The sequence below is a fragment of the Arthrobacter sp. TmtSoilC79 genome (assembly GCF_059739405.1).
Map to the genome: position 1 here is coordinate 2,771,368 of NZ_AP046051.1, position 22,713 is coordinate 2,794,080.

17 protein-coding genes are annotated in these 22,713 nt (G+C 63.2%); 6 read left to right on the forward strand and 11 right to left on the reverse strand.

The features are described from left to right. The first annotated feature begins 38 nt into the window (after window positions 1-38). The gene (locus tag AC6JA3_RS12785) at window positions 39-2,555 is read left to right on the forward strand and encodes a DNA gyrase/topoisomerase IV subunit A (RefSeq protein WP_026540302.1); all 2,517 of its coding nucleotides are present in this window, start codon (window positions 39-41) and stop codon (window positions 2,553-2,555) included. An 88-nt stretch (window positions 2,556-2,643) separates the two neighbouring features. On the opposite strand, the gene AC6JA3_RS12790 is transcribed toward AC6JA3_RS12785, so the two are convergent. Next, on the reverse strand, window positions 2,644-3,027 hold the full coding sequence (locus tag AC6JA3_RS12790) for a VOC family protein (protein WP_026540301.1): 384 nt from the start codon (window positions 3,025-3,027) through the stop codon (window positions 2,644-2,646). Between the two features lie 129 nt (window positions 3,028-3,156). On the opposite strand from AC6JA3_RS12790, the gene AC6JA3_RS12795 reads away from it, so the two are divergent. Next, on the forward strand, window positions 3,157-3,675 hold the full coding sequence (locus AC6JA3_RS12795; RefSeq protein WP_026540300.1) for a DinB family protein: 519 nt from the start codon (window positions 3,157-3,159) through the stop codon (window positions 3,673-3,675). Between the two features lie 6 nt (window positions 3,676-3,681). Here AC6JA3_RS12795 and AC6JA3_RS12800 read toward each other — a convergent pair whose 3' ends face one another. Genes AC6JA3_RS12800 through AC6JA3_RS12815 form a run of 4 tightly spaced genes read right to left on the reverse strand, consistent with a single transcriptional unit; the run spans window position 3,682 to window position 10,879 of the window. Continuing rightward, window positions 3,682-4,707, reverse strand: a complete 1,026-nt coding sequence (locus tag AC6JA3_RS12800) for a GNAT family N-acetyltransferase (RefSeq protein ID WP_026540299.1) — start codon at window positions 4,705-4,707, stop codon at window positions 3,682-3,684. A gap of 9 nt (window positions 4,708-4,716) precedes the next feature. Next, entirely contained in the window at window positions 4,717-8,154 is a 3,438-nt protein-coding gene (gene cydD, locus AC6JA3_RS12805) for a thiol reductant ABC exporter subunit CydD (RefSeq protein WP_026540298.1), read from the reverse strand. 7 nt (window positions 8,155-8,161) lie between these two features. After that, window positions 8,162-9,241 carry a cytochrome d ubiquinol oxidase subunit II gene (gene cydB, locus AC6JA3_RS12810; RefSeq protein WP_026540297.1) on the reverse strand — a complete coding sequence of 360 codons (1,080 nt, stop codon included), beginning with the start codon at window positions 9,239-9,241 and terminating at the stop codon, window positions 8,162-8,164. Between the two features lie 18 nt (window positions 9,242-9,259). Then, window positions 9,260-10,879: a cytochrome ubiquinol oxidase subunit I gene (locus AC6JA3_RS12815; protein ID WP_026540296.1), complete on the reverse strand. Its 1,620-nt coding sequence runs from the start codon at window positions 10,877-10,879 to the stop codon at window positions 9,260-9,262. Window positions 10,880-11,159: 280 nt separating this feature from the next. Here AC6JA3_RS12815 and AC6JA3_RS12820 point away from each other — a divergent pair, with 280 nt between their 5' ends. Continuing rightward, the gene (locus AC6JA3_RS12820; RefSeq protein ID WP_011774471.1) at window positions 11,160-11,546 is read left to right on the forward strand and encodes a BlaI/MecI/CopY family transcriptional regulator; all 387 of its coding nucleotides are present in this window, start codon (window positions 11,160-11,162) and stop codon (window positions 11,544-11,546) included. A 5-nt stretch (window positions 11,547-11,551) separates the two neighbouring features. Next, a complete protein-coding gene (locus AC6JA3_RS12825) occupies window positions 11,552-12,538 on the forward strand; it encodes a M56 family metallopeptidase (RefSeq protein ID WP_026540295.1) in 987 nt (328 codons plus the stop codon). A 167-nt stretch (window positions 12,539-12,705) separates the two neighbouring features. Here AC6JA3_RS12825 and AC6JA3_RS12830 read toward each other — a convergent pair whose 3' ends face one another. Beyond that, on the reverse strand, window positions 12,706-13,242 hold the full coding sequence (locus AC6JA3_RS12830; protein WP_026540294.1) for a Chromate resistance protein ChrB: 537 nt from the start codon (window positions 13,240-13,242) through the stop codon (window positions 12,706-12,708). 34 nt (window positions 13,243-13,276) lie between these two features. Between AC6JA3_RS12830 and AC6JA3_RS12835 the strand changes: the two genes are divergently transcribed. Further along, window positions 13,277-14,476 carry an MFS transporter gene (locus AC6JA3_RS12835; protein ID WP_081733250.1) on the forward strand — a complete coding sequence of 400 codons (1,200 nt, stop codon included), beginning with the start codon at window positions 13,277-13,279 and terminating at the stop codon, window positions 14,474-14,476. On the opposite strand, the gene AC6JA3_RS12840 is transcribed toward AC6JA3_RS12835, so the two are convergent. Beyond that, window positions 14,473-16,581, reverse strand: a complete 2,109-nt coding sequence (locus AC6JA3_RS12840; RefSeq protein ID WP_026540292.1) for a DNA gyrase/topoisomerase IV subunit B — start codon at window positions 16,579-16,581, stop codon at window positions 14,473-14,475. The genes AC6JA3_RS12835 and AC6JA3_RS12840 overlap by 4 nt on opposite strands. Before the next feature lie 303 nt (window positions 16,582-16,884). Between AC6JA3_RS12840 and AC6JA3_RS12845 the strand changes: the two genes are divergently transcribed. Continuing rightward, entirely contained in the window at window positions 16,885-17,106 is a 222-nt protein-coding gene (locus tag AC6JA3_RS12845) for a DUF7455 domain-containing protein (protein ID WP_018778705.1), read from the forward strand. Between the two features lie 264 nt (window positions 17,107-17,370). On the opposite strand, the gene AC6JA3_RS12850 is transcribed toward AC6JA3_RS12845, so the two are convergent. The 4 genes from AC6JA3_RS12850 to AC6JA3_RS12865 form a co-directional block, all read right to left on the reverse strand. Then, the gene (locus tag AC6JA3_RS12850; RefSeq protein WP_026540291.1) at window positions 17,371-18,681 is read right to left on the reverse strand and encodes an RNA polymerase sigma factor; all 1,311 of its coding nucleotides are present in this window, start codon (window positions 18,679-18,681) and stop codon (window positions 17,371-17,373) included. Window positions 18,682-18,939: 258 nt separating this feature from the next. Continuing rightward, window positions 18,940-20,199, reverse strand: a complete 1,260-nt coding sequence (locus AC6JA3_RS12855) for a DUF4192 domain-containing protein (protein ID WP_347783496.1) — start codon at window positions 20,197-20,199, stop codon at window positions 18,940-18,942. 103 nt (window positions 20,200-20,302) lie between these two features. After that, window positions 20,303-21,655 (reverse strand): MFS transporter, encoded by a 1,353-nt coding sequence (locus tag AC6JA3_RS12860; protein WP_026540289.1) that lies wholly within the window; start codon window positions 21,653-21,655, stop codon window positions 20,303-20,305. Window positions 21,656-21,692: 37 nt separating this feature from the next. Continuing rightward, window positions 21,693-22,628 (reverse strand): proteasome assembly chaperone family protein, encoded by a 936-nt coding sequence (locus tag AC6JA3_RS12865; RefSeq protein WP_026540288.1) that lies wholly within the window; start codon window positions 22,626-22,628, stop codon window positions 21,693-21,695. Window positions 22,629-22,713 lie beyond the last annotated feature (85 nt).

Below are 22,713 nucleotides of genomic sequence, written 5' to 3' on the forward strand. Positions count from 1 at the left end.
AAACATCCGCAGTACAACTTCAAGGATTCACCGACCCCATGGCCCGCAGCCAAAAATCAGCACGGACAGCCGAGCCACTCGGCGATTTCACCGAGAACATCGTGGACATCGACGTCACTTCGGAGATGGAAGGCTCCTTCCTGGAGTACGCCTACTCAGTGATTTATTCGCGAGCGCTCCCGGACGCCCGCGACGGACTGAAGCCCGTACAGCGCCGCATCCTGTACATGATGTCCGACATGGGACTCCGCCCGGATCGCGGACACGTCAAGAGCGCCCGCGTGGTGGGCGAAGTCATGGGCAAGCTCCACCCCCACGGCGATACCGCGATCTACGACGCCATGGTGCGCATGGCGCAGGACTTTTCCCTCCGCCTGCCGCTGATTGATGGCCACGGAAACTTCGGATCGCTCGACGACGGACCGGCAGCACCGCGGTACACCGAGGCACGCTTGGCGGCCGCCGCGCTGACCATGACGGACCACTTGGACGAAGACGTCGTGGACTTCGTCCCCAATTACGACAACCAACTGACCCAGCCGGATGTCCTCCCCGCAGCTTTCCCCAACCTGCTGGTCAACGGCACCACGGGCATCGCGGTGGGCATGGCGACGAACATGCCGCCCCACAACCTCGTCGAGGTCATCGCCGCCGCGCGCCACCTGATCGCCAACCCGGATGCCACGCTGGATGACATCATGAGGTTCATCCCGGGTCCCGACCTTCCCACAGGTGGCCGGATCGTTGGGCTGGACGGAATCCGTGACGCCTACGCCACGGGCCGTGGTTCCTTCAAGACCCGCGCCAAGGTTGAGGTGGAACAGCTCTCCGCCCGCCGGACCGGCCTGGTGGTCACTGAACTGCCCTACATGGTGGGCCCGGAAAAGGTGATCGAGAAGATCAAGGATGCCGTCAACGCCAAGAAGCTGACCGGCATCAGCGACGTCGTGGACCTGACGGACCGCAACCACGGCCTGCGCCTGGTCATCGAACTCAAGAACGGTTTCAACCCGAACGCCGTCCTCCAGCAGCTTTACCGCTACTCGCCCATGGAAGATTCCTTCGGCATCAACAACGTCACGTTGGTGGATGGCCAGCCGCAGACGCTGGGCCTCCTGCAGTTGTTGCAGGTGTACGTCGAGCACCGGCTGACTGTGGTCCGCCGTCGTACGTCCTTCCGCCTGGGCAAAAAGAAGGACCGCCTCCACCTGGTGGAGGGCCTGCTGATCGCCATCGTCGACATCGACGAGGTCATCCAGATCATTCGTTCCTCCGACGAGGCTTCCGCGGCGCGGGAGCGGTTGATGTCCATCTACGACCTCACCGAGATCCAGGCCAACTACATCCTGGAACTGCGCTTGCGTCAGCTGACCAAATACTCCCGGCTTGAACTCGAAAAGGAACAGGACGAGCTCCGCCGCGAAATCGAGGCACTTGAGGCCATCCTTGCCTCCGATGAGCTGCTCCGCGATCTTGTCTCCGGCGAGTTGGCCGTAGTCGCTGAGAAGTACGGCACACCCCGGCGCACCGTACTCCTTGAGTCCGAAGCTGTCTCCCCCACCGTTGCTGCGGCCCTCGCCGCTTCCACCCCGGGGCCCAAGGGCAAAGCTGCGGCTCTGCCCTTGGAGATCCCGGACGACCCCTGCTGGGCCCTGCTCAGCGTCTCCGGCCAGATCGCCAGGACCTCCAACCAGGAGCCACTGGCCGAAGCCGGGCCGCGGGCCAAGCATGATGTCTTCCGTTCGGTGGTCAAGACCACTGCCCGCGGCGAGATCGGCGCGGTGACTTCCCAAGGCCGCATGCTGCGACTCCAGGTCATGGACATGCCTGTCCTCCCGCCGATGTCAGGCCTGCCGAACCTTGCCGGGGGCGTCGCGGCGAAGGACTTCATCACCCTGCTCAAGGGCGAAACCCTGGTGGCGTTCGTTCCCCTGGATTCCATCCTCGCCATCGGTACTGTCCAGGGCGTCGTGAAGCGCGTGCTGCCCGACTACCCGCTGAACCGTGAGGACTGGGAGATCATTGCCCTGAAGGACAAGGATTCGGTCCTCGCAGTGGAACCGGCGCAGGGGGACGACGTCGATCTCGTCTTCGTGACGCGCCAGGCGCAGTTGTTGCGGTTCAGTGCCTCCAATGTCCGCCCACAGGGCCGCACGGCCGGAGGTATGGCAGGCATCAAACTGGCCGCCGGCGACGACGTGATCCACTTCGGTGCCGTGCGTGCCAACGACCCCGCCGCCGTCGTGGTCACTATTGCCGGAACCACCGGCGCCCTGCCGGGCACGGCACCGGGCACTGCGAAGGTTACGGCTTTCGAGGAGTATCCGATTAAGGGCCGCGCCACCGGCGGTGTCCGGGTCCACCGTTTCCTCAAGGGTGAGGACACCCTTTTGCTGGCCTGGGCAGGACATGGTCCGGCCAAAGCATCCTCGGCTGCCGGCGTGGCCCGTGCCCTCCCGCACGAGCATGGCCGGCGGGACGGTTCAGGGGTGCCCCTGTCACAGCCCGTGGAGGCCATCGGACCCAGCATGGCTTGGGACGAATCCGCCTCATAGGACAGCTTGAACAGCATAGGACAGCACAGCAAAGGCCGGGGTAAGACACCCCGGCCTTTGCTGTGCCATAGCCTCGCGGCCACGCGGGCTAGCCGGTTTGGTTGACACTGAGTATGTTTCCCTCGCTGTCGAGGAACCATGCGGCGGCGCTGCCGTCAGGCATTGTGGCAATGCCATCTTCTGTCTTCAGTCCAGGGAAGTCGTAGTCTTCGAATTGAACTCCCTTGCCGCGCAGCTCCTGCACCGTTGCCCTCAGGTCGCTGACGTTCCAGCCCATCTGGGTGTTTTTGGCAGTCCCTGCGTTGGACGTTTGGTACACCATGAATCCGGTGGAATCGCCGCACCTGTATTGGAGGTTGTCGCCATCGTCCGGATTTTCGGGTTCCAGTCCGAGTTTTTCGCTGTAGTACGCGCGGGCCCGGGCTATGTCCTGTGCCGGTAGGACGGCACCAACTTGCTGATCCTTGAGCATGTTTTTCTCTTTCCGGCTCTCCCCCCGGAACGAACTTTACTCTTGGGCGGGCCGCTAAGTAATGCGAAAACGACACCATATTTCAGGGTCTTCGATGGGGTGTGGCGAGTGTCGGCTTAGACTGGCGGCATGCCGATCATCCCTGACGAAAAAGACTGGACCTGGGTGCTCTCCCAGCCGTGCCCCGAGTGCGGTTTCGACCCCGCTACGGTGACTCCTGCCACCGTGCCGGGCACCGTACTGAACATGCTTCCGCGGTGGAGGGCTGTCCTCCGGCGTGAGGATGCAGCCGTTCGACCTGACGATCACACATGGTCCAACCTGGAGTACGCCTGCCATGTCCGCGATGTGTTCAGCCTCTTCGACCAGCGGCTGAACCTGATGCTGGCCGAAGATGACGCCCGGTTCGCCAATTGGGACCAGGACCAGGCTGCCATCGACGGCGAGTACGGTTCAGCGGACCCGCGAACTGTGGCCGACGAAATCGAGGCAGAGGGCACGGAGATCGCCGAGTCTTTCGCCCGGGTCACCGAGAACGACTGGCCACGCACAGGGACCCGCAGCAACGGGTCAGCCTTTAATGTGCTGACGTTCTCCCAGTACTTCCTTCATGATGTGGTCCACCATTTGCATGATGTGGACGGCTAGCACGGGCTAGAGCATCTTCTCCCACGTCATGCTGCGGTTCACCGGCTCGTAGCCCATGCGAAGGTAGAGCTCCAGGGCCCCGGTGGGGTTGGCCGAATCCACATCCAGTGATGCCACCTCCATCCCGGCCCCGGTGTACCGCTGCATTGCATCCGCCAGCAGGGCCTGGGCTATCCCCCGGCCCCTGTAGGCGCGACGTACGCCCAGAAGCTCCGTGTAGCCTTCCGTGAAACCACGGTCGGCGGCGGAAGCGGCATCAAAACTGCTCAGCTGGTATCCGGCCACCTCTCCGGTTGCCGAATCCAGGACTACTGCGCTGAGGTCGTGCCGTGCCGTGGGTTCCTCGATGGTGAAGCGCCACGACTCTTCGTCCCTGGGTTCGCTTCCCCAATGGTCCCTGAAGGCATCATTATGCGCCTGCCGCACGGGCTCAAAGAACACCGGATCCAGGGTCCTGAGTTCCAGGCCCGCGCCCAGCGGAACAACCGGCAGGTCTGCGGACGGCTGTCCCGGCGACAACGGACGGTGCATCTCATTGAACCAACGGACGGCCCGGTAACCGTGGCCCATCAGGAGGGTGGCCTGGTGTTCGTGCTTTTCCTCAGTCTGGATACGGAGGCGGGGCGGTGCAGCGGTATGCCCGGCTGCTTGATCGTCGGCGAACCGCCCGCGCACCTGCCCTTCCTGCCACACCAGAACCGCGGAGCCGATGCCGCGTTCCTGCCACTCCGGATCAACGCAGGCCATTCCGGTGGCCTTGTCTCCCTCCGGGTTCTTGGATATACGGCCATAAGCCCGGGCTGTGCCGTCGGTGTCCAGCCCCAGGAGGGTGCTCGTCTCCGGCGGGTTCTTCCTGGATTCAAGGACATGGGCAAGATCCCCGCGTTTCTCGTACCAGACAGGATGTTCGACGGCGGCCGTCCGGGCTATCAGGCCCGCCCAGTTATCCAGATCCCCTTCGGTGGCGGGCCGCCACTGCAGGCCAGTTACGTCGGCGTCGGGCATGGCAGGGCTTGCGGCGTTGAAAGGCATGCCAACAGGCTACTGATGGACCTGCTTTTGGACCAGTTCCGCCGCGCCCGTGCCGGGTGCGCCAGCGCTGGGTCCCCACGTTTCCTGCGGCGGAGCCTGGCCGGCCGCGGGCAGTTCCAGCCGCGTATCCCCGGGATCGATGTCCTCGGGATTGTGCGTTACCAGCACTACAGTCACCTCCGTCAGTCCCCGGCGTAGGATGGCCATCATTTCCCGCGCCGAACCGGCATCAAGATGTGCGGTTGGCTCATCCAGCAGCAATACCGAGGCTCCGGTCAGAAGGGTCCTGGCCATGGCAAGCCGCTGCCGCTCGCCACCGCTGAGGAACGAGCCGCCTGGACCGATGCGGGCATCGAGCCCACCGGGCAGGGCCTGGACCACTGAATCAAGTCCGACGTCGGCCAGCGCCTTTTGCATCTCCGCCTCGCTGGGCTTTGCCGCGGCGGGTCGTCCCAGCAAGAGGTTGCCGCGGATGGTGGAGTCGAAGAGGTGGGCTTCCTGGGGGCACCAGGCCGCTGTGCCTGTCAGCTTCGCTGATCCCCCGCTCAGGGGCAGGAAACCCAGCAGCACGGACAACAACGTGGTCTTTCCCGCACCCGAGGGTCCAGTCACGGCAAGCCAGCGGCCGGGTTCGGCAGCGGCGGTGATCCCGGTGAAGGCATCCGGTCCCCCGGGCCAGCCGGCCGAAGCGTCCGTCAGCTCAAGCCCGGCTTTCCCGTCGCGGTCCGGAAGAGGGCGTGGGCCGTTGAGGGCTGAACCGCCATCACCGGCCGTGGCCGGAACGTCCAACGCCCCGGAAGCGGCAACCCGGCCCAGGACGGACGCGAGCGCTGGAGCCTGGCGTACCGCGGAAACGATGCCGCCGAAAGCATCCACCAGGGCAAGCTGCATCAGGACAATCACGGCCACAAGTTCGGGGGGAACGGCGCCGCTGGCCACCGAAGGAGCGCTGAGGGCTCCTGCCCACAAGGCAGCCAGTGAGCAGGCCAGCACCACCACGGATTGGCCGAGGCCTTCGGCCCATGCCGAGTGTTGCGCGGATCGGGTGGCTGCGCGGTCTTTGCTGCGCAGATCCTTCAGCACCGGCCCGGCTACTGCGTTGGCCGTCAGTTCTGCCCGGGCGTCCAGGGCTGCGGCGACACCGTGGAGAACTACCGAGCGCATGTGCTGACCGGCCTTTGCGGCATTCCTGTCAGCCAGGACGGCAAGAAGCGGCGCGAGGACAAGTCCCACGATTGATGCCAGCACCACAGCCGGCAGCGCGGGAGGCAGAACGATTGCCGTGCCAATGATGGCCGCCGCTCCCACACCTACTGCTGTGACCGGTGGAAGCGCAACACGCGGCAGGAGGTCCCGGAGGGTATCGACGTCATCGACGATTGCGCCAAGCACGTTGCCGCCCTGGAGCAAGCGCCGCAGGGTCAGCGCCCTGCGGCTCAGCGTCTCCCACAGCACCCCGCGCAGGCGTGTCATCGCGGCAAAGACGGCGTCGTGCGTCAGAAGCCTCTCACAGTAGCGCAGCACTGCCCTGCCGATCCCGAAAAACCTGACGCCCACAATCGCGCCGAGCAGATAGAGGATGGGCGGTTGCTCGCTGGCCCGGATGATCAACCACCCGGACAGGCCTGACAGTGCCACGGCGAACAGGGCCGCCAGGACGGCCACGGCGCCGGCAGCGGCAAATTTCCACTGCACTGGTTTCAGGACCCCCGCCAGCCGTTTCAGGCTTCCGGAGCGTGCGCTGGAAGACTGGGCGGGATGTGCCAGGGCATCGGCTACTGTGCTGTTCCCGCCGGCGGCGGCATCACTGGTGTTTCCGGAATTCCCTGATGGAAGCAGGGGTGCGTCCTGGAAGCGCTTGGCGCCTACGGGCACCACATGGTCCGCGAGCGCACGGGTGGCGGAGTCGTGGGCCACCAGGATGACTGTGACGCTGCCTCGCAGCGCCTCGATGGCGTTGCGGACTACGTTGGCTGAATAGGGGTCAAGGTGGGCCGTGGGCTCATCCAGGAGCAGGAGCGTGGCGCCCGTCTCCACTCGTGCCAATCCCCGGGCAAGCGCAACGCGGCGCAGCTCGCCTGGACTGAGCTCGGCCGGGTTTTTCGGCGCCAGGTGGGCAGCCTTGGCTTCGGACAGGATTCGGGTCGCTGCTTGGGCAACATCGCCTTGGTATCCGTCCAGATACAAGGACAGCTCTTCCTGGACGGTGTGTGCTGCCATGACGGGGTGTTGGGGCACCCATGCCACAGCCCCTGTGCCGACTCCCGAGACTGTCCCGGTCACCGTGGCGCCGGGACCGGGACCGATCAATCCTGCCAGGACGGCCAGGACAGTGCTCTTCCCGGCGCCGCTGTCGCCGTCGAGGGCCGTAATGCTGCCCTGCGGGGCAGTAAAGCTCAGGGGCCCGACGGCGGCAGCGGACCGTCCTGCGTAGGTCACCGACAGGCGCTCCACCACTACGCCCGAAGAAGTGCCGGCTGGCACGCCAGGGGCGGAGAGGGTTTCGTGCGCGGGCGCAGCCAGCACGGCGTTGGTGGTTTCCAATGCGGCGCGGCCGTCGTCGCTGGCGTGGTGGGCAGTACCCAGTTCCCGCAACGGAAGATAGCAGTCCGGGGCCAGGATGAGGGCCAAAAGGCCGGCCTCCAGCGCCATGTCCCCACCTACGAGCCTGACGCCGATGAACACAGCGACGACGGCCACCGAAATGGTGGCAATAAGCTCAAGCGCCAACGCTGAGAGGAAGGCTGTCCGGAGGGTTCCCATGGTCCGGCTCCGGTACTGCTCGGAGATATCTTCCAGGGCCGCGCGCTGTTCACTCGCGCGGCCCAGGCCCACCAGGACAGGCAGGCCTTTGGCCAGTTCAAGGATGTGGCCGGAGAGTTTCCGCAAGGTGGTCTGGGCATCCCGGACGCTGTCCTCGGTATGCCGGCCAATCAGGACCATGAACAACGGCACCAGGGGAACAGTCAGAACGATCACCACGGCACTGACCCAATCGGCGAAGAGGATCCGTGCACCGATCAACAGCGGCACCGTCGCGCAGTTGACCAACGCCGGAAGGTACTGGGTGTAGTAGTCGTCCAGCGCATCCAGGCCGCGCGTTGCCAGGATTGCCAGACCGCCGTCGTTCATTCCTTCCACGCGCGGCGACCTGCCCTCGGACAGCGAGCGCCTGAGCAACTGAGCCCGCAATTCCTCCTTGACGCCAAGGGCGGCCCGCCGGGAGGCTACGCCTTGCCCCCAGACCGTGAGCGACCTCAGGATTGCTCCCGCTGCGCCCCAGGCAAGTCCGCCGCTCCAGTCTCCCGTTCCGGATGCCAGGCCTGCCAGCATCCCTGCCACGGCCTGCGCCATGAGCACCAGGGACAGCGCTTTGAGTGCGGACAGGAGCCCTATGGTGTACAGCGCGGAGCGGGTGGCCGGACCGGTGGGGAACACGGGTTTCATGGGGTGGTTATTCTCCCTTGGGGCCAGTGGCTGGTTGGCTGTCCTTGGAAATCAGGACCTTGGCCGCAATCGCCGGCAGGAAACCGTGCGCTTCAGGGATGTGTGCGGCGCTGACACGCCGGCGGAACACCCAGTAGGTCCAGGACTGGTAGGCGATCACCAACGGAAGCCCCACGGCTGCGACGATGCTCATCAGGCCCAGGGTGTAGTCCGAGGAGGAGGCGTTGGAAATGGTCAGGTTGAAGGCCGGATCCAGCGTGGAGGGAATGACCACGGGGAAGGCTGCCCCGAAGATCGACGCTGTGGCGCAGACGATGAACCCACCGAGGGCCGCGAAGGCGCGTCCTTCTGCCCCTGCACGGGCCAGCGTCCAGGCCAGGACTACGGCCACCACTCCGGCTGCCACCAGGGCCCAGGTCCACGGCTTGCCGCTGAGGAACTGTACCGAGACCATCCATCCGAACATTGGCAACACCGCGAACGGCACCAACCTGACAAACCAGCTGCGGGCCCGGTGCCGGACGTCGCCGTCGGTCTTGAGGGCCAGGAAGGCGAGGGCGTGAACCAGGGCGAACGCCACCACACCGAAACCGCCCAGCAGCGCGTAGCCGCTGAACCAGGACATCGGCCCACCGCTGCGGTCGCCGTTGGCGTTCAAGGGCAATCCGGTGGTGGTAAGGGCCAGTGCTGCGCCGATCCCAAAGGCAGCAACAAAAGAACCGATCCCGATCGCCCAGTCCCAACGGTTGCGCCACCGCTCCGAGTCCACCTTGCCGCGGTATTCGAAAGCCACAGCGCGGAAGATCAACGCGGCCAGGACTGCCAGGAGCGGCAAGTACAGCGCTGAGAACAACGAGGCGTACCACAACGGAAAGGCAGCGAAGGTGGCACCGGCGGCAGTGAGCAGCCACACCTCATTGCCGTCCCATACAGGGCCGATGGTGTTGAGCAGTACGCGGCGGTCCGTGTTGTTGCGGGCGAAAATCTTCATGAGCATGCCGACGCCGAGGTCAAAGCCCTCCAGGAAGAGGTAACCCGTCCACAGCACCGCGATGGCCACAAACCAGATGGTTGGCAAGAGTTCCATTCTCAGTTTCCCCTGTTCCTAGTACGCGAATGCCAGGACGTCGTCGCCGGAGTTGCCGGGACCGGCGTCGTGCTTGTCGTTGTCCTTCTGGTCTTGGTCCCTGTCGTCATCCTTCTGGTCCCGGGCCGGGTGTGCCAGCTCCGGCATGGCCGAGGCCACACCTCCGCGGATGTACTTGACCAACAGCTTCACTTCCACCACCAGCAACACGGCATAGATGGCAGTGAGGACCACAAGGGACGTCAGGATCTCACCTGCACTGACTCCCGGGGACACCGCAGCAGCAGTAAACATGAACACTTGGTCGATGCCGTTCATATCCGGGTTGGGCGCCACCACGAACGGCTGTCTGCCCATCTCCGTGAAGATCCAGCCGGCTGCGTTCGCGCCAAAAGGTGCAAGGATGCCGAACACAGCAAGGCGCATCAGCCACTTGGATTGCGGCACCACGCCCTTACGGGTCACCCAGAGTGCCAGCAAGGCGGCGAAGGCAGCGATCCCGCCGAAGCCGATCATCATGCGGAAGCCCCAGTAGGTCACTTCCATGACGGGCACGTATTGGATTTCCTGGCCTGCACGGTCGCCGTACAGCGGGTTGTCCGGGAGGTGGGTTCCGTACTTTTCCTTGTACTCGCCCAGCAGGCTGTTGACGCCCTTTACCTCGGTGGTGAAGTCCCCCTTGGCCAGGAAGGACAGGATGCCGGGTACTTCGATAACGGCAACAATGTCATCGCAGTTGGAGGCGCCAAGGTTGCCGACGCTCAGGACCGAGAAGCCAGTGCCGTCGTGGCAGGCGGCCTCTGCTGCAGCCATTTTCATGGGCTGCTGCTCGAACATCAGCTTGCCCTGCAGGTCGCCGGTGATGGCGGTCCCTGCAAAGGAGATCATGGCAACTACGGCACCGATCCGCAGGCTCTTCATCCACACGCTGTAATCGGACTTGTCCCGGCCGGGGATCGCTGCTTCCCCGGGAACCAGTTTGCCGTCCTTGCCCACGACGTCGATGCCATCATGCCGCCGGCGCCACAGGTGGTACCACGCGATCCCCAGGAGGAAGGCTCCTGCAACGGCCAGAGCTCCGAACAGAGTGTGCGGTACGGCCACGAGGGCTGTGTTGTTGGTGAAGACCGCCCAGGCATCGGTCATGACGGGCCGCCCGTCCACCATCTCCACTCCCACGGGGTGCTGCATCCAGGAGTTCGCCACAATGATGAAGTAGGCGGAGAAGACGGAGCCAATCACGGCGATCCACAGGCAGGCCAGGTGCACGCCGCGTTTGAGTTGCTTCCAGCCGAAGATCCACAAACCCAGGAACGTTGATTCCACAAAGAACGCCAGCAACGCTTCCAGGGCCAGCGGTGCGCCAAATACGTCACCGACAAACCGGCTGTACTCACTCCAGGCCATACCGAACTGGAATTCCTGCACGATGCCCGTAGCCACGCCCATGATGAAGTTGATGAGGAAGAGCTTTCCCCAGAACTTGGTCATCCGCAGGTATTCGGGCTTGCCCGTGCGGTACCAGATGGTCTGCATGATGGCCACCACCAGGCCCAGGCCAATGGTGAGGGGCACCATCATGAAGTGGTAGACGGTAGTGATACCGAATTGCCAGCGTGCGATTTCCAAGGCGTCCATGGCTGTCCTTTGTGCGGTGGACCGAAGTACGATGACGTGACTTCTACGATTCGCAGAAAACTTGTCTTCTACACAGTGTAGAACAAATGGCAGGCGACGAAACCCATTCTTCAAGTGGCGTTACGCACGCGCAAGGGTTCCGGGCGGAACGCGGCGCGCCGATAGTTCTACCTCACGTAGAATGAAGAGCTGAAAAGCTGTAGATTTATGGTGGAATGTTGGATCATCGCTCCCGGCGGCAGTAACCCTGCACCGGGAAGCGGAAGGTAGGGACGTATACATGGCAAGTCTTGGGGAACTGGAACGGGCAGTGATGGATCTGCTCTGGGCAGGCCAGGAGGCTGCAACTGCCAATACCCTGCGCGATCTTTTGGCGCAGGACTCCGAGGCCGGCGACGGCACTGCGGGACACCAAGGCAAGGACCTGGCCGTAACCACGGTCCTCACGGTCCTCTCACGCCTGGAAAAGAAGGGCCTGGTGGAGCGTGAACGCGGTACGCGACCGCACCGCTACCAAGCCGTTTCCAGCCGCGCGGACCACACCGCCGAACTCATGCATGAGGTCCTGGGATCCGCTCCTGACCGCGAGGCCGTCCTGGCCCGCTTCATTGGTTCCGTCACCGAAAGCGAAGCCGCTACCCTGCGCAAACTGCTCGGCTACAATTAGCCACTATGTTCTGGACCTCATACCTGCTTGCGGTCCTGGCATTGATTTTGGCATGGCCGGTTCCGGTGTTGCTCTCCCGAGCCCAGTGGCCGGCACGCTCACCGTTTACGGCCATGGTCCTTTGGCAGGCAATCGCCCTTGCCGGTGGGCTGTCCATGATCGGCGCCATGCTGGTCTACGGCCTGGAGCCGATCGGCGATAACCTCATTGCCGGACTCAAGAGCCTGGCTGGGATGGTCTTCAACAACGAACCCACAACAGCCTTGGGTTTTTGGCACCTTTTCGCCCTGTCCGCGGCGGCATTGTTGACTGCGCACCTGGTCTTCACCCTGCTGCTGACGTACTACAAGATCGAGCGCCAACGGCGGCGGCACCGCGAACTGCTGGCCCTGCTTGCCTCACCATCAGACGATGGCCCGGGAACGGTGGTCATCAACCACGACTCCCCCGTGGCCTACTGCCTGCCCGGCGGCGCCCGGTCCGTCACGGTACTTTCCGACGGACTGATGGCAGCCTTGGAGCCGGCCGAGCTCAGGGCTGTACTCATTCACGAGAATGCGCATCTGTCGCAGCGCCATGACCTCTTACTGTGGGCTTTCGCTGCCTGGCGGCAGGCACTGCCCTGGTTCCCCACCACGCGGCTGGCCCAGACGGCGGTTAACTCCCTGATCGAGATGCTGGCCGACGACGTCGCACTGCGGACCGAAAGCAAGGGCACCCTGATCAAGGCCATCGCAATCGTCGCCAGCGGAACATCCCAACCTGCCATCGGAACCGGGTCACTCAATGCCGGCGGCGCCGTGGTGGAGAGCAACGCCGTCAGCGCCACAGGCGGCGCCGACTCACCGCGCACGACGGCGTCACGCGTCAGCCGGTTACTCTCGCCACAGCCGCCACTCACCAAGGGCCTGCGCATCCTTGTTTTGGTGGCATCGGCCATGTTGCTGGCGGTGCCTACGGCCCTGTTGATTGTTCCAGGGCTGCTGGGCTAGGCGGAATTGCCGGGCTTGTCCGGGTCGGGCAACTTGGCTGCACTGGCTGCGCTAACGGGACTTGCTGGGCTCGGACTGGGCTCGGACTGGGCTCGGACTGGGCTTGGACTGCGTTTGGACTGGGCTCGGACTGCGTTTGGAAAAGACAGGCCGCACCGGTTGGACGATTACTCGGCGAGCGTGGCGTCGTACACCATGGCTGCATAGCCTTCCAGGGCTTCCGCGCATCGGGCCACAAGGGACGCCGCTTCGCCTGCTTGAGCCAAATGCAGGACATCACGCGACTTCAATTCCCTGTACCATCGCCGCAACCGTTCCAAGCTCTGCTCCTCTTCTTCGAGCTCGGCAAACGTGAACTTGCCCAAGGAAATCTCCTTGGCGATCTCCTGTTCGAACTTCCCACAATCGGCAGCGAACTCCGCCCATTCCTCGAGCCGGGCTGCCTCGAAGGCGCTGCGGAACGTCGCTGCGCCGCTCTCGCGCGGAGATGCGTCAACCAATGTCCAGGATCCATCACCCTTGGCAACCAGCGCCTCAGCCTTCTTGAGCCCCTCGGAAAAGGCCGGATGGGCCGGGAGCAGCCACGTTCCCGGGGACAAGGGAACGGCTCCCATGCGCCGCAGTTCCCGCCAAACCGCCACCCTGTGACGGGAGGGCTGCGAAGGAACCTGGACCAGGATCAGTAACCATCGCTCTTCAATCACACCAACGAATGTAGCACCTGTTACATTGTGAAGCGTGAAACCCACTGAAGTGACCCCTGTGCCCGCGCATGCCGCACAACGCTGGCCCCTCTACGCGGCAGGATTCACCACCGCCTTCGGCGCCCACGCTGTCGCAGCGGGTCTGGGGGCCGAAAGCGCCGACATCGGCCTGAGCCTGCTGACCTTGGGGTTCCTCCTGGCGCTCTACGACATAGCCGAGGTATTCCTAAAGCCGGTGTTCGGAGCCTTGAGTGACCGCATTGGACCAAAACCCGTGATTGTGGGCGGGCTGTTGGCATTTTCCGCTGCGTCACTGCTCGGTTTGTGGGCGAATGAGCCTGCCTTGCTGGCCGCGGCCCGACTGGGCCAAGGCATGGCGGCGTCGGCTTTCTCCCCGGCCTCCTCTGCAGGCGTGGCCCGCCTCTCCGGAAAAAGCACGGGACGCTATTTCGGACGCTATGGTTCGTGGAAGGGGCTCGGGTACGCGGCAGGGCCACTGATTGGGGCTGTTGCCATCATCAGCGGAGGCTTCACGCTCCTGTTCGCGGTCCTTTCGGTACTTGGCCTTGTTGTTGCCGTTTGGGCTGCGGCAAGAGTCCCCCACCTGGCCCCCTTGCCCCGCCCCCGCTACACCATCATGGACGTATGGCGTCAGAGCACAGAGCGATCATTCCTTGGCCCTACGTTGGTCCTGGCCGCAGCCACCGGAGCCCTCGGTGCCGCCGTCGGCTTCCTACCCGCCCTGGCGGCGCGCGCGGGCCTTGGTACAGCGGGCAGTGTGGCAGTGGTGACGGTACTGGCACTGGCGTCCTCGCTGATCCAACCACGCATTGGAAAGCTGCGGGACCAAGGCCGGCTCGGCGACAAGCCAGGCATGGTGTCAGGCCTTCTCTTCATTGCCGGGGGCACGCTGATGGCAGGGCTCCTCCCCGGAGCGGCCTGGATCTATTGTGCCGCCGTCCTGATCGGCGCAGGAATAGGCGTCGCCACCCCCTTGGCATTTGCACACCTGGCCGATTCGACCCCCTCCGAACGGTTGGGCCGCACCATGGGCTCGGCCGAGCTGGGTCGGGAACTCGGTGACGCCGGCGGCCCCTTGCTGGTGGGCGGAATCGCTGTGACAGCCGGGCTCCCCTGGGGATTGGGAACCTTGGCCCTGCTGGTGGGACTCACGGCATTCGCGGCGCCCGGAACCGGAGCCAATGAAACGACGGCTCCGCCCTGCGCAGACTAAGCGTCGATGCGCTCCCGGTCCAGTGTGGCGGCACCTGCAATGATGAACTCCTTGCGCGGGGCCACATCTGAGCCCATCAGAAGGTCAAAAACCTCTTCCGCACGCTGGGCACTCTCAATGCCAACCTTCCGCAGCGTCCGGTGCCGCGGGTCCATGGTGGTCTCAGCCAGTTGCTGCGCATCCATTTCACCCAGGCCCTTGTAGCGCTGGATAGGCTCCTTGTAGCGCTTGCCTTCCTTGGCGAGTTTGGCAAGGAGAACGTGGAGCTCCGCCTCCGAGTAGGTATAGATCATCTCGTTGGCCTTCTGGCCAGGGTTGATTACTTCCACACGGTGCAGCGGCGGAACCGCGGCAAAGACACGTCCCTCTTCCACCATGGGGCGCATGTAACGGAAAAACAGTGTGAGCAACAGGGTCCGGATATGCGCACCGTCCACGTCGGCATCGGTCATGAGGATGACTTTGCCGTAGCGGGCTGCCTCAATATCGAAACTGCGGCCAGAACCTGCCCCAACTACCTGAATCAGGGCCGCGCACTCGGCGTTCGAGAGCATGTCACCTACAGAAGCCTTTTGGACGTTCAGGATTTTGCCCCGAATAGGCAACAAGGCCTGGAAATCCGACGACCTGGCGAGTTTCGCTGTCCCCAAAGCAGAGTCACCCTCCACAATGAACAACTCAGAACGGGCTACATCATCGGTGCGGCAATCTGCCAGCTTGGTGGGCATTGAGGAGGTTTCCAACGCATTCTTGCGTCGCTGCGTTTCCTTGTGGACCCTCGCCGAGATGCGTGACTTCATCTCGCTGACCATCTTCTCCAGCAGGAGAGCCGACTGGGCCTTGTCGTTGCGGTTGGCCGAATTCAACCGGCCGGTGATCTCCTTCTCCACCACCTTGGCAACAATGGCCCGTACCGCAGACGTGCCCAGGATCTCTTTCGTCTGGCCTTCGAATTGCGGCTCCGCCAAACGGACGGTCAGGACAGCCGTGAGCCCGGCGAGGATGTCATCCTTCTCGATCTTGTCGTTGCCGGCTTTGAGCTTGCGGGCATTCGTTTCCACGGCCTTGCGGAAGGTCTTCAGCAGGGCCGCTTCGAAGCCTGACTGGTGCGTGCCGCCCTTGGGCGTGGCGATGATGTTGACGAAGCTGCGCATAGTGGTCTCGTAGCCGATACCCCAGCGCAGGGCGATGTCCACCTCGCAATCGCGTTCGACTTCGGCGATCTTGCTATGCCCGTTCTCATCGAGCACGGGGACAGTCTCCTTGAATTTTCCGGAGCCATGGAGCCGCCAGACATCTGTCACTCCGGAATCTGCAGCGAGGAACTCGACGAATTCCGAGATGCCGCCATCATGGTGGAACACTTCCTCGTGAGCACCATTCTCGCCAGGAGTTCCGGCGAGCTTGCGCTCATCGCGGACCGTGATCTTGAGCCCTGGCACAAGGAAGGAGGTCTGACGCGCCCTCGCAGCGAGGTCGTCGTAGGAGAACTTCGCATCGGGTGTGAAAATCTGCCGGTCCGCCCAGTAGCGGACGCGGGTGCCTGTCACACCGCGCTTGGCCTTGCCCACCACGTCAAGCACGGAGTTTTCAACGAACGGCTCAAAGGGCGCGTCGGGACCAGGCTTGGAACCGGAATCCACGAACCGGCCGGGCTCACCTCTGCGGAAGGACATTTGGTAGGTCTTGCTGCCCCTGTCCACCTGAACGTCAAGGCGGCTCGACAAAGCGTTGACCACCGAGGCGCCAACCCCGTGCAGACCGCCGGATGCCGTATAGGACCCGCCACCGAACTTACCGCCCGCGTGCAACTTGGTGAAGACCACCTCGACGCCGGACAGGCCGGTCTTGGGTTCGACATCCACGGGGATGCCTCGTCCGTCGTCATGGATTTCCACCGAGTTGTCCGCATGGAGGATCACTTTGATGTCGTGACCGAAGCCCGCCAACGCTTCATCAACGGCGTTGTCGATGATCTCCCACAGGCAGTGCATGAGACCGCGGGAGTCGGTGGAACCGATATACATGCCCGGGCGCTTGCGAACGGCTTCCAAGCCCTCAAGGACTGACAGGTGCCGGGCGTTGTATTCAGAACTCGGTGCCACTCGCGGTGTGCTCCTTCGGGGTATATCTCAGGGTGTATCCAGGGTGCGCATTCATTGCTGAATGCAGTGTGAAAGCAGGGGAACTTCCCAGCCGACATTTTGACGGCAAATCAAGGCAAACACTGCCCTTACTAGGGTAGTCCGGACCGCCCGTTGTCAGCGGATGCCACTCCCGGTTCGACCCAAGCTGCAAGGTTACGTTACGCACATGTGATACGCGGACAGCGAAAGTGACCCATCCTTGCCATGGATCTGCGTCGAATGCTGGTTATATGGATGTACAGAACTACTAAGGAGGCCGACATGACAACAGCAGTTGCAGACCGCACGCTAAACGCAGCTGACCGGTGCGATCGTTGCGGAGCCCAAGCATATGTCCGCGTTGTACTCGAGTCCTCCGGGGGTGAGCTGCTTTTCTGCGGCCACCACGCACGTGCAGTTGAAGCTACGCTCCGGCCCATGACTTCGGACTGGCACGATGAGACCGAGCGCCTCAACGAGAAGGCACCCGTCCCCGTCGACTAAGCAGGGCAGACCGCACAGCCGGCCTCCCCTCTTCACCGAGTATTGCATTGAGCAAAACAACAAGGCTCCTCCCATCTGGGAGGGGCCTTGTTGTCTTAGCGCGGGCCCTCAGGATGCCCACCAGAGGCCGCAGTGCTCATCCTGCGTTCCCGGTCCATACTGGATGACGGGCTGATGGGCCGGGTTGCTGATACAAAAGCGATCGACCAAAAGCGGCCCCAGCCGGATGTCCGACTGGGGCCGCTTTTTGGAGTCCGGACCAATTTAGTCCAGGTAGTCCCGGAGGACCTGTGAGCGCGACGGGTGCCGCAGCTTTGACATGGTCTTCGATTCGATCTGGCGGATACGCTCGCGCGTCACTCCGTAGACTTTGCCGATTTCGTCTAAAGTCTTCGGCTGGCCGTCTGTCAGACCGAAGCGCATGGCCACAACTCCGGCTTCGCGCTCGGACAGAGTGTCCAGCACGGAGTGGAGCTGCTCCTGCAGGAGGGTGAAGCTGACAGCGTCTGCCGGAACTACGGCTTCTGAATCTTCAATCAGGTCGCCGAACTCGGAGTCGCCATCCTCGCCCAGAGGAGTGTGGAGCGAAATGGGCTCGCGTCCGTATTTCTGGACCTCGACAACCTTCTCAGGGGTCATGTCCAGCTCAAGCGCCAGTTCTTCCGGCGTTGGTTCACGGCCGAGGTCCTGCAGCATTTGCCGCTGCACACGGGCCAGCTTGTTGATGACTTCCACCATGTGCACCGGGATACGGATGGTGCGGGCTTGGTCGGCCATTGCACGGGTGATCGCCTGGCGGATCCACCACGTGGCATACGTGGAGAACTTGAAGCCCTTGGTGTAGTCGAACTTCTCCACCGCGCGGATAAGGCCGAGGTTTCCTTCCTGGATCAGGTCCAGGAAGAGCATGCCACGACCGGTGTAACGCTTGGCCAAGGAAACAACGAGGCGCAGGTTGGCCTCGAGCAGGTGGTTCTTGGCGCGCTTGCCATCGTGGATGACGAATTCGAGTTCACGCTTGAGCTTGGGATCCATGGATCCGTCGTCAGCGTTGATCTTTTCCTCGGCAAAAAGGCCGGCTTCGATACGAAGGGCGAGGTCCACTTCCTGTTCAGCGTTCAGCAGGGCGACCTTGCCGATTTGCTTCAGGTAGTCCTTGACGGGGTCGGCGGTTGCGCCTGCAGACATGACCTGCTGGACCGGAGCGTCGTCGTCGTCAGCGTCCGAGTAGACAAAACCCGAGCCCGAAGGAGCCGGCTTGTCCTTGGCGGCAACTGCGCCTTCCTCGGCGTCATCTTCACCGACTTCGACTTCTTCCGCTGCCGCGGGATCAAAGTCCTCATCCTCGGCAGTGGCTTCCTCGGAGTCGGAGCCGGACTTGTTCGCAGCCTCAGCGGCGGCCTTCGCGCCGGGCTTGGGTCCACGCTTCTTGGGAGCGGGCTTGTCAGAGTCACCCTCTGAGGCCTTGTTGGCAGCGCGTGTGGCCGCGCGCTTTGCCGACGTGGCCGCCTTCTTTTCATCAGCGGTCAATTCGGCCTGGGCGGCGGGTTCCTTCTCGACGGAAGACGGAGTCACAGAAAACCTTTCTAGCGGCGGTCTGTGGAATCACCATACGGGCAACACCACTATGACCCTGTCAAGTCCGCGATCAATTTCAAATGCGATCGCGGTCTGCAGAGTCTGTTGATAGAACTCCCGACAACGCTGTTTTGTTCCCGTTTCCGGGCCAAAGCAGGCATTCAAACGCGGACCCAACCGGGTCTCGGCATCCATTGTCTCACGGTTTTGCCAAACCCACGCCTGTTCATTTCCCAGCGCATCCGCCCTGACCGCCTAGACATGGGCCTGCCTGGGTCCCCGCCATGCCGAGCCCGGCCGGCTGGCCCAACGACAAACAGTGCCCTGGCCCAAGACTTCCATCAACAGTTCAGCCAGCCGATACCCAGGGAAGGCAGCTTCAGCCCGGACCAGGAAAGCGTGGGCGATTGAACCGCTGCCCTTGCACCACGATATCCACCCCTGAAGCGTGAAAGCTGCGGCGGCCACCTCACCGGATTCGCCGTCCACGCACAGCCGGGCAAGAACCTGGTGCAAGGCATCAACGCGGCTCCAGCAGGGCCTGTCCGGGAGCATTCCCAGCAGGACATCACCATAAGTGAAGACGTCCCCCGGTTCACCATCGCCAGGGAACACAGCGGCCGCCGGGATGGATTCCCCGTCCGGAAGGCCAAGGTCGCCTATGTCGAACCCCTGCTCATGGGGGTCTTCATCACTGAACAGACCAAAAGCCCCGGCCCCGGATTTGGCGGAATTCATACCTGCGGCAGCCATCACCACCACCGCATCCCGCCATGCAGGCACGTTCAGCGTGGTCCTGAGGAACCCCATGAGTTTCGCATCAGTGGCGGCCTTCAAAGGACCGCCATGTTCAGCCCTGGTGAGGACGTGGTGCCAGACCGTAAGGACGGACTCCAGGGAACGCTCACTGCGCCACATCCCAAGGAGTTGCCCTTCAAACCGGGATTCTGCTTCCAGTACTAACGGATCAAGCGGGATCGCGGCGCCGGTAGAGGGCTGGCGCAACCCAGTGTTGGGCGCCGGACCGACAGCGCTCCCCTGGTACACGAGCTCGGCACTTAGTTGGCTGTCTTTGATGCGGTCAACCGGAAGCCCGGGATCAGGGCAGCAGCTTTCGTCGGTACAGAAGGCACTGCGCCAGTAATTGCTGCCGATCAGCCACGCATCCCGCACCGTCAGGTCTGCTTCGTCGAGGAAGGCCTGCAGGACCTCGATCAGCGGCATCGACTGCTGGACTACGGTGCCATCGGCCCAGCCGGCATCGGAGTAGAGCGCCAGCACCACGCCGTTTGCGGCTTCGTCCGCCACCAGGTAATGACGGATCTGTTCGGCGAAACCGGCGAGCGCACGGGGCGAGCGACGGACCGGGAGATCCACCCGCAGCGTGGCTCCCAGGAGCTTGCCTTGCATGGTGATGGCCACCAAGCTCTCTTCGGGCCAGTAGCCGAGCAGATGCGGGATATAGCCGAGGATGTCTTCGGGCCTGTGGATGGTCAAGGTTCGTTTGGTGGTCATGCATCCAGCCTGCGCACTCCCTGGGACTCAAAACAGGCCAAACCGAGGCTATGTGGAAAAGCCACTCACATAGTTGCCGCGTCGTGGAATCCCCTCGCCGCCATCAGTCCTTGGTGGCATTGGAACGCCCGGCGCGTCGTCGTTCCACCCGCTCACGGCGTTGCCTTGCCAAGGCAACCACCAGTGGCTGCACGTGAATACCCTGGGCAGCCATCTGCCGCCGGACTTTGCGCCGCGTGACCAGGATGAGGACCGTCCCCAGGCCAAGGAGCAGGAACTGCACGCTCAGGGCGATGCGGAACGGCGCCAAACCATACAAATCGCCGCCCGAGAAGCCGCTGGCATTGAGCAGGTCCAGCACGAGGCCGATGAGATAGATCGCCACCAAGGCAGCAATGAAGCCACCGACGTTCACTATTCCGGTTGCCGTACCGATCCGGTGTGAGGGGTTGAAGGTCCGGGCAAAGTCGAAACCAATCATGGACCCCGGACCCCCAACGGCCAGCACCACCACCAGGACCACCAGCATCCACAGTGGAGCCCTCTCCGGCAAGAGGAGCACCGCAGCCCAGGCCAGGGTGGTTGCCAAGGTAATCAGGAGGACCATCGCTGATCGCCGCATGGGGTGCCTGGAGACGAAACGGCCAAAGCCCGGACCGGCGATGATCGCGGTAGCCACGAACAGGGCCATCAAGGCCGAAACCGTTCCGGCATCCAGGCCTTGGGCCGAGAGCAGGAACGGGTAGCCCCAGGTCATCGCGAAGAGGTTTCCGCTGAATTGGACTGTGAAGTGGCTCCACAAGCCCAGCCGTGTGCCTGGCTGTTTCCACGCCCGTGACAGGGAGATCCCGGTGGCTCTCAGGCCTTGGCCGGACTCCTTGGGAGGATGCCCTGGAGGGGCGTCCCGCAGCATGGCCAGAACCAGCACGACTGCCAGCACAGACATGGCGGCCAGGGTCAGGAAAGCTGGAGTCCACCCTGCGCTGTGCAGCAGGAGAGCGAACGGAACTACGCTGAAGAGCTGCCCCAACTGTCCGCACATTCCGGTGAGCTGGGTGACCAGAGGGACTTTGGCCGGAGCGAACCACAGTGGCACGAGGCGGATGACCGAGATGAAGGTCATGGCGTCGCCAGCGCCCACCAGGACGCGGCCCAGCACACCGCCGGGCACACTGTCCGCGAATGCCAGCTGCAGCTGGCCAAGCCCCATCAGTACTGCTCCCCCGGCGATCATGGCCCGCGATCCAAATCTGTCCACTAGGACGCCCACCGGGATCTGCAGCCCTGCATAGACCAGGAGCTGAAGCACGGTGAAAAACGAGATGGCCGCAGCACTGGCATGGAACCGCTCAGTGGCTTCCAAGCCCGCCACACCGAAGGACGTGCGTTGGGCCACCGCCACGAGGTAGGCGAACACGCCAATCGTCCAGATGAGCCAGGCGCGGGGTGCATTCACCCCTTAATTATGCCCGGTGCCGTCTAAACCTGATTTATTAAGGCGCGTCTTTACGGGCCAGGTAGGCTTCGACAGCCGCGCCGATGTCCTCGGCGTTGGGCAGTTCGTCATTCTCGTCCGCCAGCAGCGACCGGCGGACCACGCCCTCGGATTTTTCGTCGTACCGCGTCTCCAAATTGGCGACTACGGCTTGCACTTCTTCCGAGGCCTGGATTTGCTCGGCGATCTGGCGGCCTACTTCACGACCGGCTTCGCGAAGCCGGTCAGTGGGCAACATCAGTGACGTCGCCGCGCCCAGGTACTCCAGGCCCGCTACGGCCGCCGGCGGATACTCCGCTTCGGATAAGTAGTGCGGAACGTGGATGACATACCCTGCAACATTCCGTTCAGCCTCCGTCAACCGGAGTTCAAGGATGTGGCCGATTGCGGCGGGAACATCGACAGTGGGCTTCCAGCTGGAAATACCTTCGATGAGGTCGGGGCGGTTGCCATGGACAGTCACTCCCACGGGCCGCGTGTGCGGGACAGGCATGGGAATGGAATGGATCCAGGTGACCAGGTTGACGTCAAGCTCCTCGACGATCCCGACGACGGCCCGCGAGAAACGCTCCCACTGAAGGTCCGGCTCAAAACCGGCCAACAACAGGAACGGCTGGCCGAGTCCGTCGGTCAACTTGTACAGCCCCAGCTTCGGAGCCTGGTAGTCCTGCACATGGTCTTCCACGAAACTGATGTGGGGACGGCGCGAACGGTAGTCAATCAGTTGGTCGGCGTCGAACATCGCCACGACCTCGGCGTCGAGCTCTTCCAGCAGTTCACCGTTGATCTGTCGAACCACCTGGCCGGCGTCGGCGAAGCCGGTAAATCCCATAACCATGTTCAGCCCGCGAAGTTCAGGGGTGTAGAAGGTCTCGATGTTGCGCGCGTAAAGCGATGCGGGGTCCAGGAGGGAGCCGGATATCCGTTCAAACACGGCGTGTTCCTTTCGCAATGACAAAGTAGGGGAAAGTCCCGGGGGTGCCGGCCACACGGCACCAACGGGGCCTTAAGGGGTGGCT